General features: G+C 73.3%; 16 protein-coding genes. 6 read left to right on the top strand and 10 right to left on the bottom strand.

Annotated elements, in window-relative coordinates; all coding sequences use genetic code 11:
- The 10 genes from ACI79R_RS22060 to ACI79R_RS22015 form a co-directional block, all read right to left on the bottom strand.
- Positions 1–262, bottom strand: a 262-nt coding sequence (locus ACI79R_RS22060; protein WP_456575823.1) for a hypothetical protein, incomplete at its 3' end; no start/stop codon positions are given.
- A 56-nt stretch (positions 263–318) separates the two neighbouring features.
- Positions 319–1,083: a hypothetical protein gene (locus ACI79R_RS22055; RefSeq protein ID WP_456575822.1), complete on the bottom strand. Its 765-nt coding sequence runs from the start codon at positions 1,081–1,083 to the stop codon at positions 319–321.
- Positions 1,080–1,424 (bottom strand): hypothetical protein, encoded by a 345-nt coding sequence (locus ACI79R_RS22050; RefSeq protein WP_456575821.1) that lies wholly within the window; start codon positions 1,422–1,424, stop codon positions 1,080–1,082. The genes ACI79R_RS22055 and ACI79R_RS22050 overlap by 4 nt, the downstream gene beginning before the upstream one ends.
- Positions 1,425–1,623: 199 nt before the next feature.
- A complete protein-coding gene (locus ACI79R_RS22045) occupies positions 1,624–2,739 on the bottom strand; it encodes a flagellar biosynthesis protein FliA (RefSeq protein WP_456575820.1) in 1,116 nt (371 codons plus the stop codon).
- A gap of 63 nt (positions 2,740–2,802) precedes the next feature.
- The gene (locus tag ACI79R_RS22040; RefSeq protein ID WP_456575819.1) at positions 2,803–3,285 is read right to left on the bottom strand and encodes a hypothetical protein; all 483 of its coding nucleotides are present in this window, start codon (positions 3,283–3,285) and stop codon (positions 2,803–2,805) included.
- A gap of 201 nt (positions 3,286–3,486) precedes the next feature.
- Complete coding sequence (csrA, locus tag ACI79R_RS22035) at positions 3,487–3,795, bottom strand: carbon storage regulator CsrA (protein WP_456575818.1); 309 nt, start codon at positions 3,793–3,795, stop codon at positions 3,487–3,489.
- Between the two features lie 94 nt (positions 3,796–3,889).
- Positions 3,890–4,294 carry a flagellar assembly protein FliW gene (fliW, locus tag ACI79R_RS22030; RefSeq protein WP_456575817.1) on the bottom strand — a complete coding sequence of 135 codons (405 nt, stop codon included), beginning with the start codon at positions 4,292–4,294 and terminating at the stop codon, positions 3,890–3,892.
- 67 nt (positions 4,295–4,361) lie between these two features.
- Entirely contained in the window at positions 4,362–5,297 is a 936-nt protein-coding gene (locus tag ACI79R_RS22025) for a flagellin N-terminal helical domain-containing protein (RefSeq protein ID WP_456575825.1), read from the bottom strand.
- Between the two features lie 5 nt (positions 5,298–5,302).
- Positions 5,303–6,715: a flagellar hook-associated protein FlgK gene (gene flgK, locus ACI79R_RS22020; protein ID WP_456575816.1), complete on the bottom strand. Its 1,413-nt coding sequence runs from the start codon at positions 6,713–6,715 to the stop codon at positions 5,303–5,305.
- Positions 6,712–7,197 carry a flagellar protein FlgN gene (locus ACI79R_RS22015; protein WP_456575815.1) on the bottom strand — a complete coding sequence of 162 codons (486 nt, stop codon included), beginning with the start codon at positions 7,195–7,197 and terminating at the stop codon, positions 6,712–6,714. Before ACI79R_RS22015 ends, flgK begins: the two co-directional genes overlap by 4 nt.
- Before the next feature lie 166 nt (positions 7,198–7,363).
- Between ACI79R_RS22015 and ACI79R_RS22010 the strand changes: the two genes are divergently transcribed.
- The 6 genes from ACI79R_RS22010 to ACI79R_RS21985 all read left to right on the top strand — a co-directional run bounded on the left by ACI79R_RS22010 (position 7,364) and on the right by ACI79R_RS21985 (position 13,043).
- A complete protein-coding gene (locus tag ACI79R_RS22010; RefSeq protein WP_456575814.1) occupies positions 7,364–8,305 on the top strand; it encodes a sigma-70 family RNA polymerase sigma factor in 942 nt (313 codons plus the stop codon).
- 55 nt (positions 8,306–8,360) lie between these two features.
- Complete coding sequence (locus ACI79R_RS22005; RefSeq protein WP_456575813.1) at positions 8,361–9,431, top strand: glycosyltransferase family protein; 1,071 nt, start codon at positions 8,361–8,363, stop codon at positions 9,429–9,431.
- 140 nt (positions 9,432–9,571) lie between these two features.
- Positions 9,572–10,729 carry a flagellin N-terminal helical domain-containing protein gene (locus ACI79R_RS22000; protein WP_456575812.1) on the top strand — a complete coding sequence of 386 codons (1,158 nt, stop codon included), beginning with the start codon at positions 9,572–9,574 and terminating at the stop codon, positions 10,727–10,729.
- A 107-nt stretch (positions 10,730–10,836) separates the two neighbouring features.
- On the top strand, positions 10,837–12,231 hold the full coding sequence (fliD, locus tag ACI79R_RS21995; protein ID WP_456575811.1) for a flagellar filament capping protein FliD: 1,395 nt from the start codon (positions 10,837–10,839) through the stop codon (positions 12,229–12,231).
- 63 nt (positions 12,232–12,294) lie between these two features.
- Positions 12,295–12,681 carry a flagellar export chaperone FliS gene (gene fliS, locus ACI79R_RS21990; protein ID WP_456575810.1) on the top strand — a complete coding sequence of 129 codons (387 nt, stop codon included), beginning with the start codon at positions 12,295–12,297 and terminating at the stop codon, positions 12,679–12,681.
- Entirely contained in the window at positions 12,678–13,043 is a 366-nt protein-coding gene (locus ACI79R_RS21985; RefSeq protein ID WP_456575809.1) for a hypothetical protein, read from the top strand. Before fliS ends, ACI79R_RS21985 begins: the two co-directional genes overlap by 4 nt.
- Positions 13,044–13,075 lie beyond the last annotated feature (32 nt).

Genomic DNA, 13,075 nt, shown 5'->3' with positions numbered 1-13,075 from the left:
GGTGCGCCAACGCCAACGGCCGCACCGCCGCCGCATCCGGACCCCGCCCCAGCGGGTCAGCACCCCGCTCGACCGCCCGGCGGCGGGCCAGCTCCGCGATCGCCGCCGCCTGCCGGGCGTGCTCCCGCGCCATCCGCGCATCGGTGGACCAGATGTCACACACCAGGTCCGACTCGGTCGACCACCGCGGCACCACCTCCCCCGGCGACACCGGCCACGGCACACCCACCAGGGGCGGTCGCGGCGGCTGGGTGTCGACCACACCAGCAGTCTGACCTGCGGGTACGACAGTTTCCGGGGTCGAGCGGAAGGTGCTGATTACACCCAGGGCAGCGCGGCGACCTGCTGCCACGGCAGGCGCACGCACGCCTCGCCGGTCTCCCCCGCCAGCCGCGCGGCCACGCCGGCCCGCGCGCACGCCAGCGGGCGGCCCGGGGTCACCACGACCTGCAGATCGGCGGTCTCCAGACCGGCGACCGCCACCCGCGCCAGCACCCGGTCCGGCGCGGCGAGCGCGGCCGAGGCCAGCAGCGGCACGGCCGCGTGCGACCACAGCGCCACCGGGCCCTCGACGTGCAGCGAGAGCTCGACCTCCGCGGCCCGCACGGTGGCGCCGGCGCGGACGCGGTCGACGTCCGACGGTGCGACGGCGGCCGAGGGCGTCCACGGCAGGGCCAGCTCGCCACGGCGGACGACGACCCGCCAGCCGACGGCGGTCTCGGAGGCGTCGGTCCAGTCGAGGACGGCGATCCCGGCCGCGGCCGCCGCGGCGTCCGGCACCGGCCGGTGGGCGACCCAGGTGCACAGCGCCGCGGCCAGCGCCCCGGACGTGGGCCGGACGCCGGCGTCGGTCATGTCCTCCGCGAGGTCGCGCAGCGGCGTGCGCAGCGACCGCTCCCCCTCGCGCAGGACGACGACCGGTCCGAGCAGGGGGTCCTCGACGAGCACGATGCGCAGCGCGGCCGTGGCCAGCTCCGGCAGCACGTCCTCGGCCACCTCGCGCAGCTCGGCCAGGTCGACCGGCACCGGGCGCAGGCGAGCGAGCAGCCCCGCGGAGGACCGGCCGAAGGGGGCGCTGGTCACCGCGGTCCCAGGCGCAGGGCCGCGCGGAGCGGATCGGGCAGCCCGGGCAGCGCCAGCACGGCGTCCAGCTCGACCGCGCTCAGCCGCACCGGCAGGACGTCGTCGTCCCAGCCGGTGACCCGGCGGACGCGCTGGGCCGGTCCCGGCCACACCGCGTCGCGGGCCATGGCCACGTGCAGCTCGGTGAGCACGTCGGCGAGGTGGATGGCGGCCACCGGGTGCACCTGCTCGCCGGCCAGCGCGGTGCGCACGGCGGCGGCGAGCTGGGCACGCGCGGGCGCGGCCAGCCAGTAGGGCACCAGGACGTCGGGGGCCGGGTCACCCGCGGCGAGTGCGCTCACCGGATCCCCCCTCCCCGTCGCGCCGTGCTCTCACAGCTTCGATATCGGCAGGCGGCGCCCCGGATCGACCCGGACGGCGCACCGAAATCCCGAACGGAACGACGACGTCTGCTATGGGGCCGGCCGGGCGGGCCCCGGCGGGCACGACGAGGACCCCGGGCGCCGTCGTGGCGGCCGGGGTCCTCGGGGAGGGTTGCGGCTAGTCGGCCAGCTCGGCCAGGTGCAGCTTGAGCGCCCGCTCGACCCGGTCGGCGTGCACGTTCATGTTCCGCACGGAGGTGGACAGCTCCGCCGACAGCTGCGTCTTGGTGCGGCCACCCCAGGTGGTCATGTACCAGGTCGCCCACCCCAGCACGTTGGGCTGGCCGGCGCGCTGGTCGCGGCGGGCGGTCGGGTCGGGCGCGCAGGCGGCGGTCAGCGCGTGCGACAGCAGCGTCTGCTCGGCCTCCCCCATGATCTCGTCGGGGGCCTCGCTGCTGTCGGGGAGCAGGATCTCCGCCGCGTCGGGCGCCCCGTCCAGCGACTGCAGGTTGCGCAGCCCGTTCAGGGTGGCGACGGTCTGCGAGTTGCGCCGCAGCGTGGCCACGCTCTGCCCCATGTAGGCGGCGAGCTCCTTCTCCGTGGGACGGCGCTGGTGCTCGGCTTGGAAGGCGGCGATCGCCTTCTGCTGCTTGTGCTCGGTGTCGGCGGCGGTGCGCCCGTGCGCGTTGCGGCCGAGGTCGTGCACCCACTTGGACAGCTGGGTGGCGAGGAAGGCCCCGAAGGGAACTCCCTTGGTCTCGTCGTACTGTGCGACGGCCTTGAGGATCCACTCCGACACCTGCTGGACCAGGTCGTCCGGGTCGGGCAGGTGCAGCCGGATCGTGCTCATGTTGCGCTGCAGGCGCTTGAGGCTGAGCGGGCCGTAGTGCCGGCACAGCTGGTCGAGGAAGGCCGGCGGCAGGTCGCGCGGCGCCCGCCGGCGGACGTCGGTCTCCGCGCGCAGCCCGACGGTTCCGATGCCGCGGCCGGCGCACCAGGCGCGCACCCAGTCGGCGAGCACCGACGCCGAGCCGGTCGCGCCGTCGACGCGGTACAGCCCCTCGCCCTGGTCGTAGCTGACCGTCACGCCGTCGGGCAGGTCGGCGCGGAGGGCCTCGAGCGGCAGCTCCCGGTCGACGCGGAAGTGGACGCGGTCGCGCGGGGTGATCGGCACGAGGGCGAAGCCCTCGGCCTCCGGGATGCCGCCGAAGACCAGCGGCTGGCGGGTGCGGGCGGCCGAGCGGTCGAGGTCGTCGGCCGAGGGGAGGACTGCGGTCGGGGAAGAGGTGTGCACCGGGGTACTCCTGGTCGATCGCGGGGAAGGTCGATCGTGGGGACGGCGAGGGACGGGCCCGCCTCAGGCGGGGACGCGCTCGCCGGCCGCCGGCAGCCCGGCGACGGCGGTGGGCTCGCCGTCGGAGTGCAGGCAGGCCATGAGCTCGAGCGCGGCGGCCCGCTCGGCGCCGGTGGGCTCGGCGGCGTACACCGGCATGTGGTCGTACAGCGTCGTGAAGACGTCGCTGACCAGCGCGTAGGCCGCCTGCGCCTGCGGCGAGAAGCGGGCGACGCCGGCGCGCGGGCCGAGGTCGACGCCGACGGTGACGCGGACCACGCGGTCGTCCTTGCTCAGCCCGGTGACCGTCAGCGGGACGGCGGGGTGCGCGGCGGCCAGCGCGCCGAGCGCGGCCAGGCAGCGCCGGGTCGAGCCGCGCCGCGGGCGCAGCTGGACGTGGACCACCACGGTGTCCGCCTCGTCGCCGACGGGACCGCCGACCGCAGGGTCGACCGACTGCTCGTCGTCGACGCGGATCGAACCGGCCTGTGCTGCGCTGCGTTGCATGGTGATCGCCCCCTGTTACGTGCTTGGGGGCAACTCTGGCGTACGACGACGCCACCACGGGCACAAGACATGCTGTGCCCAGCGCAGTTGTCGGGGCGACTCTTCGGCAGGTCTTGCCTGTGTCGCTGACCTCGGAGATCGACGCCGCCCTGTCGCTGGCAACTCCTGCCGACGACAGGACGGCGTACCCATGCAGTTGCGTCAGGCCGTGGGGCTGCCTCCGGCGGCGTCCACGCTCCCGGCGGCCGGCTCCGCGACGGGCGGGGCTGCGGGGGCGGAGGAGGCGGTCGGGGCGAACGCGGCGAGCGCGCCCAGGGTGTCGGCAGTGACCTGGGCGGCCAGCAGGTTCGCCTCGGCGATCTGCCGGTAGACCTCCTCGCGGTGGATGGTCACCTCGCGCGGAGCCTTGAAGCCGAGGCGGACGGTGCCGCCCCGGACCTCGACGACGTGCACCTCGATGTCGTCGCCGATGCGGATCGTCTCGCCGACGCTGCGGGTCAGTGTGAGCACGAGTACCCCTCCATGGGTGTCGTTGGCCTCCGTGGCAGTGCCCGCGGGAAGCGGGCACGACGGGCCGGCGGACCGCCGGCGTCGTCCTCTTCGGTTATCGGCGGAGCGGGCGCCGGATGGGATGCGCGGCGTCCTGCAGGACCACCTGGACGGCCCGCCAGTTGGCCGGGTTGACCACGACGGGGGCACGCAGGTTGGCCGTGGCGGCAGCCGGGCCGGCCGGGGGAACCGTCACGAGACAGAACACCTGGGCCATGGCCGGGTCGGCGAGGTCCAGGTCGGCCAGCACCGACCGGGGCAGCACCGGGGCGTAGTCCGGGAAGAACCTGGCCGGGGGCACGGCCAGGAACCGCGGACCATCGGTGTCCAGCGACTGCAGCCAGAACAGCAGCCCGTCCCCGTCCGCCGTGACGAGCACGTAGTCGCGGTGGTCGGGGAAGCCGGGCAGTGGCTGGACCATGCCGAGCAGCGGCAGGGTCGCCACCGGGGCGAGCGTCATGCGGGGTGACCTCCGTGGGGAGACGGCGGGGTCGGGCGCGAGGAGGACGCCGGCAGGGGGACGGCGCTCATCGCAGGTAGTCGAGCAGCGAGGGCTGGATGGCCTGGGCGGTGGCCGCCAGCGCCGCCTCGTAGCCGGTCTTCTGGAGGTTCAGCTCCATCATGGTCTTGGGCAGGTCGATCTCCTCCACCTCGCTGAGCTGGTCCTTGAGGGTCAGCTGGAGGTCTGTGTTGATCGTCGCGGCGTCCTCCATGCGCTTGGCACGGGTGCCGATGTCGGCCGCGGCGGTGAGCAGCCGGTTCATGGCCGCGTCGAGCGCCGTGAGGTCGTCCTGCAGCGCCGTGTCGCCACTGCCGGCGGTCATCACGTGGTCGGCGATGTCCTGGACGATCCTGAACAGGTCGCGGCCCTTCAGCGGGTCGCCGAACGCCTCCGGGCCGGTGATGTCGACGCGGATGACCTCGGTGTCCGAGACCCGCCGGTTCAGGGGCACGGTCACGTCGATCTCGGTGCCCGAGGTGTCGACGAACGTGCCGCCGACGCCCACGAAGGCGCCGTCGGCGTCGTAGGCGACCGAGGAGTCGGTCGCGCCGCCGAACAGCGGCTGGCCGTTGATGGACTGGTTGGCCAGGCCGAGGAGGCTGTCGCGCAGGCGGACGACCTCGGTCTGGATCGCCGCCCGGGACTGCTCGTTCGTCGAGCCGGAGTTCAGGCCCTGCACGGTCAGGTCGCGGACCCGCCGGACGGTGGTCAGCATCGACGACAGCGTGGTGTCCGCCGCGTCCAGCCAGCTGCTGCCGTCGGAGATGTTGCGGGCCTGCTGGGCGACCGCGCGGGTGTCCTGGCGGACCTGCATCGCGGTGTTGGTGCCCGTCGGGTCGTCCGACGCCGTGCTGATGAGCTTGCCGGAGGTGAGCTGCTGCTGGAGCTTGCCGACCGCCGAGAGGTTCCGGTTGAGCCCGAGCAGGCTGGTCTCGACGACGGCGCGCTGGGTGATCCGCATCCCCGTCACCGCGCCATGTTGATCAGGGTGTCCAGGACCTCGTCGATCGTGGTCACCAGGCGGGCTGCCGCGCTGTAGGCGTGCTGGAACGAGAGCATGTTGGTCATCTCCTCGTCGAGGTTGACCCCGGCGACGGACTCACGGGCGGCGTCGATCTGGCTGCTGATCGTGGTCTGGACGTCGAGGTTGCGCGTGGCCACGGCCGACTGGACGCCGAGCGAGACGATCATCTGGCGGTAGTTGGCGTCCACCCCGCCGGCGGCCAGGCTCAGCTGGTACAGCTTGTCGGCGTTGTCCCCGTTCACCGTGGCGGCGCCGGTGGGCGACGGACCCGCCGCGGCGACCTTGCGCGGGTCGGTCAGCCGGACGGTGATGTTCGAGGCGTCGACGTCGGCCGGGTCCACCGCGCCGGTGCCGGGGCCGTTGCCGAGCAGCGGCTGGCCCGCCGCACCGTCGAGGTCGGTGCCGCCGGCGTGCGTGTCGTTGAGGCTCTGCGCGAGCTGCCGGGCGATGCCGTCGAGCTGGCTGCGGTACTCGGGCAGGGTGTTGGTCAGCGCGGTGATCTGCCCCTCCGCGGTGCCGTTCACCGAGATCGTCGTGCCGCCGGGCTTGGTCACGATCCGCGGCGGGTCGGCGGCGGCGCCGGCCAGGTCGGTCGCGCCCTGGAGCTCCAGCTGCACGGCGTTGGTGCCCGAGACCAGGGTGGAGCCGCCGACCAGCACGGTGATCGTGCCGTTCTCGCCCTCCTTGACCGTGGCGCCGACCTGCCCGGCCAGCTTCATGACCAGGGCGTCGCGCTGGTCGGCCAGCTCGTTGGACGGCTGGTTCGACAGCGTCGCGAGCCGGATCTTGGAGTTGAGCGACGCGATCGTCGTGGCCGTCGTGTTGACGTCGGTGACCATCGCCGACAGCGCGTCGTGGCCGTCGCTCCACTGCTGGTCGAGGGTGCCGGCCGTCGTCCGGATGCCGGCGGCGAGGGTCTCCAGCCGGTTGAGCACCTGGCTGCGGGCGGCGAGGTCCTTGGGCTTGTTGGCGACGTCGCTCCAGCCGGCCCAGACGTCGGACAGCATGCTCTGGATGCCGGTGTCGCCGGGCTCGCGGAAGGCCTTCTCCACGCCGGACAGCGTGTTCGCCTCGACGGTCAGCCGGCCGGTCACCGCCGCCTGGGTGCGGCCCCGGGCCTCGAGGAAGACGTCGCGGATGCGGGTGACGGTGCTGGAGTCGACGCCGTAGCCGACGCCGTCGCCCACCGAGTGGATCGCCGGGACGGTCGCACCGTTGAGCGACTGCAGCTCCACCCGCTGCCGGGAGTAGCCGGGGGTGTTGACGTTGGCGACGTTCTGGCCCGTGACGTCGAGGCCGCGCTGCGCGGCCCAGAGCGCGGTCGTCGCCCGGTTCAGCCCACCGAACGTGCTCACAGGGCACCGTCCAGCGTGACCGCGCGGTGCGCGCCGCCCGTGCTGCGGCCGGTGGCGCCGTAGGTGCCGGCCGACGGCGTCTTCACCGACAGCAGCGCGTCGCCGATGGCGGCCAGGCCGCCCTCGATCAGCTCGCGGTTGGCGTCGGAGAGGCTGCGCAGGTCGGTGATGAGCACCAGCAGCGCCTCGTGGTGCTTGGCGAACAGGTCGTTCCACGGCGCCGGGGCGGCCTCGGCCACCTGGCGCAGCGACGGGTTCACGTCCAGGCCCAGCTTGGTGGCGAGCACCTCGGTGGCGGCGGCCCGCTCGACCTCGAGCGTGCGCAGCTGGTCGAGCACGACCTCGATCTCGTGCGCGATCCGCGCCAGCCACCGGGTCTTGCCGGTGACGATCAGGTACTGCTTCTCCTCGGCCTTGAACAGCAGGAGATCCAGGAGCTCCTGCTCCCGCCACAGCAACGTCGACAGGTGCTGGTAGTCCACGCGTCCCACCGCCTTCCGTCGTCCCCTGCGGGCCTCTGACCACCCGCGATCGCAGGACTGGCATCGGCACCGGGCAGCGGCTCCTCAAGCCGAGGTCCTCAAGTTGGCAGATGTTCGTGCCGATCACGCGGTGCCGGTCGGGCCCCGGCCCGCCGAGAGAGAGGGCGTGAGAGCAGCCCGACACCTCGCCCCCGAGCGGCCCCCGGCCCTCGGGTCGTCGTCCCCCGCGCCCCGGTCGGCGCACGACGTCGACGCCCTGGTGACCGAGCACCTGCCGTTGTGCTCCTTCGCGGTCAACGCGGTCGCCTCGCGGATCTCCCTGCCCAGCCACGTCAGCCGCGAGGACCTGCTGTCCTGCGCGAAGGTGGCGCTGGTCGAGGTGGCCCGCCGGTTCGACCCGACGGCCGGTGCGACGTTCGCGACCTACGCCTTGCCCCGGCTGCAGGGCGCCGTGCTCGACGAGCTCCGCTCCGGGGACTGGGCCAGCCGGTCGGTGCGGGCGGCGGCGCGGCGCACCGACGCCGCCGCCGACGCGCTGACGATCAGCCTCGGCCGGCCACCCACCCGCGAGGAGCTCGCGCAGAGCCTCGGCATGGCGCGCGGCGAGCTCGAGGCGCTGCAGGTCGACGTGCACCGCGCGGTCATGGTGAGCATCGACGCCGACTCCGGCAGCGAGGGCGGCGGCGGGCTCGACCTGCCCGATCCCGGCGAGTCCCCCGAGCGCGCGATGCTGCGCGGCGAGCGGGCCCGCTACCTCGACAAGGCGATCCGGGCACTGCCCGACCGGCTCGACGAGGTGGTCGAGCGGAACTTCTTCGGCGGCGAGTCGCTCACCGAGATCGCCGAGAGCCTCGGCGTCACGCTGTCGCGCGTCTCGCAGATGCGGGCGCGGGCGCTGACCCTCCTGCACGCGGCGATGAGCGAGGTGTGGGAGGGCCGGGCGGTGCCGGCCGACGGCGGCGTCCGCGCCCGCAACCAGCAGCGCTCCTACGTCGACCGGGTGGCCGGGCGCAACGCGCCGCCGCCCCCGCCGGTGCCCGGGCCCCGCGTGCCGGCCGCCACCGCCCGCACGGTCCGCGAGCGCTACGGCGCCGCCCGGCCCGCCTGACCCCTCCCCCACCCGCCCGGCTCTCCCCGGGCCCCCGACCCCAGAGGAGTGCGCCGTGAAGGTGCTGCTCATGCACGCCGGGCAGGACGCCCAGGACTACTACCGCGTCCGCGAGCCCGTGAAGGAGATCGAGGCCGCCGGCCTCGGCATCGAGATCGAGACGACCCGCGGCATCACCACGACCGTGGCGCCGGGCGCGAGCGGCGAGAACGAGGTGGTCGACGCCGACGCGCGCGGCGCCGACGTCGTCGTCCTCCAGCTGCCCAAGACCGTCGCGATGGTGCAGACCATCCGGGTCCTGCAGGACCAGGGCGTCGCCGTCGTCGTGGAGATGGACGACCTGCTCTCCGGCATCCCGTTCGGCACGCCGAGCCACGACATCCTCGTCCGCAAGGGCATGGCCCGCCGTGCCGCGGAGTGCGCCCGCGAGGCGGATTTCGTCACGACGACCACCCCCGCGCTGCTCCAGGAGTACGCCACCCACGGGCGCGGCGCGGTCATCCCCAACGCCGTCCCCCGGCGGGTCGCCGAGCTGCCGCCGGCCTACGAGCGGGAGGCGGAGGTGGCGACGATCGGGTGGACCGGCAGCGTCTACTTCCACCCCTACGACCTGCAGGAGATCGGCTCGGGGCTGCAGCAGGCCCTCGACCGCACCCGCGGGCGCAGCCGGTTCACCGTGCTCGGCCAGAAGGGCGACGCCCAGGCGCGGCTCCGGCTGTCCGACGAGCCGGACGAGGTGCCGTGGATCGACGGCATCGACGCCTACGTGACGGCGGTCGGCGAGACCTTCGACATCGGCATCGCCCCGCTGCGCATCGACCGGTTCAACACCTGTAAGAGCTGGCTCAAGGCGCTGGAGTACGCCGCCCGCGGCGTCGCCTTCGTCCGCTCCCCCAGCGCCGAGTACGAGCGGCTGGGCCTGGGCCGCAAGGCCGCCTCCCCCAAGGACTGGGCGAAGAGCCTGGCCTCGCTGGTGGACAACGCCGACCGCCGGCGGGAGAACGCCGCGCGCGACCGCGAGGCGGTGCTCGCCGGCCACCTCACCGAGCACACCGCCGAGCGCTGGGTCACCGCCTGGCGCCGGGCGCTGGACCACCGCGCGCGGGCGCAGCGCCGCTACGCCTGAGCCCGTCCGGGTGAGAACGGACGGAAATCCCGTCCCGTTCGCCTCAAGAACGACCCGGCTCCAGCCGTAGATCTCTCTGCACGGCCCGCAGCACGGATGCAGCGGGAGCTCAGCACGGACCCCGTCCAAGGAGGAACACCATGGGTCTCAGCGTCAACAACAACATCGCGGCGATGAACTCGTACCGCAACCTGTCGGTCACCGACGGTCAGATGAGCAAGTCGCTGGAGAAGCTCTCCTCCGGCTTCCGCATCAACCGTGCGGCGGACGACGCCGCGGGTCTGGCCATCTCCGAGGGCCTGCGCTCGCAGATCGGTGGCCTGAAGGTCGCCGTCCGCAACACCCAGGACGGCATCTCGGTCGTGCAGACCGCTGAAGGTGCGCTCACCGAGACGCACAGCCTTCTCCAGCGCATGCGCGACCTGACCGTCCAGGCCAGCAACGGCGGTGGGCTCAACGGCGACGCCAAGAAGAACATCCAGTCCGAGATCACTCAGCTCAAGAACGAGCTGACCCGGATCCAGGACACCACGAAGTTCAACGGCACCAAGCTGCTGGACGGCAACTACGACGGCACCTTCCAGGTGGGCGCCAACGTCGGCGAGTCGATCAGCGTCAAGGTCAGCACCGCCATGGGCGCGGCCGGCCTGGGTGTCGACGGCGTCGACGTCACCACCGACGCCCAGGGCATCACCGCCGCCGCCACCGCGGCCGGTGTCGCCACCGCCGCCGTCGTGACCATCGCCAGCGGCACGGCCGACCTCACCAAGGCCGAGGACTTCAGCAAGCTCAACGGCACGCTGTCGATGAACGGCAAGACCCTCGACCTGTCCTCGGTGACCTACGAGGCCACCGCCGGGTCCGCCGCTCGCGCCTCCGCCCTGCAGGACGCGGTCACCAACGTCTTCGGCAGCGACGTCGTCGCTTCCGTGACCGGCGGTGCCGTGAGCTTCACGGCCACCACCGCGACGACCGCGGACGACGTTGCCAAGTACGACCTCAAGTTCACCCAGTCCACGGGTGCCAGCGAGGGCCTGAAGGCGATCGACGAGGCCATCAAGACCGTGTCGAACACCCGAGCCGACCTGGGTGCCATCCAGAACCGGTTCGAGCACACGATCAACAACCTCAACGTCGCGGTCGAGAACCTGACCGCGTCGGAGAGCCGGATCCGCGACACGGACATGGCTCAGGAGATGACCAACTTCACGCGGACCCAGATCCTGACCCAGGCCGGCACCGCCATGCTGGCCCAGGCCAACCAGGTTCCGCAGGGCATCCTGCGTCTGCTCGGCTGATCCACCCGCACCACCTGAGCACCACCCGGTGAGGGGGGAGGCCCTCGGGCCTCCCCCCTCACTGCACGTCCCAGCTCCCGAGAACCGGAGGTACCCCCGTGGCGGGCATGAGCTTGAGCACCGGCCTGATCTCGGGCCTGGACACCGCCTCCCTCATCAGCCAGCTGATGCAGGTCGAGGCCAACCCGCAGACGCTGCTCAAGACCAAGCTGAGCGCCACCCAGGCCGACGCCGCCGCCTACCGCGCGGTCAACACCCGGTTCGACGCGCTGCGCACCGCCGCCGCCGCGCTCACCGCGGACGGCATCTGGAGCGCCACCAAGGCCACCAGCTCGAACACCTCCGTCGCCGCGAGCTCCGGCTCCACGGCGCTGCCCGGCTCGGTCACCTTCACCGTCGACGAGCTGGCCAGCGCGCACTCCGTGCGCAGCACCAAGACGTGGACGGTGCCCTCGGACAAGACCGCCGCCGACGTCGACTTCGGCGAGACCTCCGTCGACGTGAAGGTGGGCGGCACCACCACCTCGATCGCCCTCGACACCGACGCCAGCGGCACCGCCTCGCTGGCCGAGGCCGTCGCCGCGATCAACGCCAAGACCTCCCTCGGGCTCACCGCCAGCGTCGTCCAGGTCGCCCCCGGCGAGTACCGGATGCAGGTGGTCACGAAGACCGCCGGCGAGGACGGCGCGTTCGAGATCTCCGGCGCCGCCGGTTTCGTTCCGCTCAACACCGGCACCGACGCCAAGCTCACGATCGGCTCGGGCCCCGGCGCCTTCAGCGTCACCTCGACCAGCAACACCTTCGCCGGGCTGATGCCTGACACCACCGTCACGGTGAGCAAGAAGGGCGAGACCGCGACGATCTCGGTCGGCAAGGACCCCGACGCCGCCGCCGGCAAGCTGCAGAGCCTGGTCGACACCGCCAACGGGCTGCTGGAGTCGATCGCGGCCTACACGAAGGTGGACAGCACCGCGGCCACGCTCAAGGGCGACAGCACGCTGCGCAACCTCTCCGGCCAGATCCTGGACATCGTCTCCCGCGGGTTCAACGGCGTCTCCGCGGCGACGCTCGGCCTCCAGCTCACCGACAACGGGCGGCTGCTGTTCACCAAGGCCACGTTCACGGAGAAGCTCGCGGCCGACCCGGCCGCCGTCCGCGACATGCTGACGAAGAAGACCACCGTCTCCAACGGCACCGACGGCAAGGCCGGCACTCCCGACGACGTCGTCTCCGCCACCGGGCTGGTGGCCCAGCTCGAGGTGCTGGCCAGGACCGCGTCGGACTCCACGACCGGCACGCTGACCCTGCTGGCCAACAGCCGGGACACCACCGCCAAGGACCTCACCGCGCGGATCGCCGACTGGGACATCCGCCTGGAACTGCGCAAGACCACTCTCACGCGGCAGTTCACCGCGATGGAGACCGCGCTGGGCACCCTGCAGAACCAGTCGTCCTGGCTCGCCTCGCAGATCGGCGGCCTGCCGTCCTGGTCCCGGTCCTAGCCCCGACCGCACAGGTCCCGGCCCCTCTTCCCGCTGACGCGTGACCCCCTTGGAGCCCCCCAGATGAGCACGACCTCCCTCCGCGCCCGCTACCTCGGCGACACCGTGCACACCGCGTCGCCGCAGCGGCTGCTGGTGATGCTGTACGACCGGCTGGCCCTCGACCTCGAGCGTGCGTCCAGCGCGCTGGAGCGCGGCGAGCGCGACGAGGCCGGCGAGCAGCTGCAGCACGCGCAGGAGATCGTCATCGAGCTGCGCAGCAGCCTGGACGTCGACGCGTGGGAGGGCGGCCCCCGCCTCGCCTCGCTCTACAGCTGGCTGCTCACCGAGCTGGTCCAGGCCAACGTCAAGGGCGACCGCAACCGGGTCGCCTCCTGCCTGCTCGTCGTCGAGCCGCTGCGCGACGCGTGGCGCCAGGCCGCCGCCTCGCTGGCGGCCGGACCGGCATGACGACCGGCCGACCCGGCCCCGGTGCCGGCGAGGGACGGGACGGGAGGTCCTCGGACTGGGCCACGGTCCTCGACGAGCTGGAGGGCGAGGTCCTCGACGCGCAGCGCACCCTGACCGGTGACAACGCCGAGGAGATCGCCGCGTGGGGCCGGCGCAGCCAGGACTGGGTGCCGCCGAGCCACCTGGGCCCGCTGCCCCTGGACCTGCGCGAGCGCGCCGCCCGGCTGCTCCAGCACCAGCTGGCCGTGGCCGAGGAGCTGGTCGAGCGGATCACCCAGTCGCGCCAGCAGCGCAACGTCGCCGCGCGCATGTCCTACGCCCCCACCCGGCCGGTCGCCTCGTTCATCGACCGGGCCCTCTAGACCCGCTCCGCACGACCCCGCGCCCCCGGCGC

The sequence above is a fragment of the Blastococcus sp. SYSU D00820 genome (assembly GCF_054050695.1).
The sequence above is the reverse complement of the archived record's forward strand: the minus strand, read 5'-3'. Positions and strand labels throughout refer to the sequence as shown.

Coding starts and splice junctions, on each gene's coding strand:
- ACI79R_RS22040 (WP_456575819.1), bottom strand. CDS start 3,285: ATGCAACGCAGCGCAGCACAGGCCGGTTCGATCCGCGTCGACGACGAG.
- fliW (WP_456575817.1), bottom strand. CDS start 4,294: ATGACGCTCGCCCCGGTGGCGACCCTGCCGCTGCTCGGCATGGTCCAG.
- ACI79R_RS22025 (WP_456575825.1), bottom strand. CDS start 5,297: ATGCGGATCACCCAGCGCGCCGTCGTCGAGACCAGCCTGCTCGGGCTC.
- ACI79R_RS22000 (WP_456575812.1), top strand. CDS start 9,572: ATGGGTCTCAGCGTCAACAACAACATCGCGGCGATGAACTCGTACCGC.
- fliD (WP_456575811.1), top strand. CDS start 10,837: ATGAGCTTGAGCACCGGCCTGATCTCGGGCCTGGACACCGCCTCCCTC.
- fliS (WP_456575810.1), top strand. CDS start 12,295: ATGAGCACGACCTCCCTCCGCGCCCGCTACCTCGGCGACACCGTGCAC.
- ACI79R_RS21985 (WP_456575809.1), top strand. CDS start 12,678: ATGACGACCGGCCGACCCGGCCCCGGTGCCGGCGAGGGACGGGACGGG.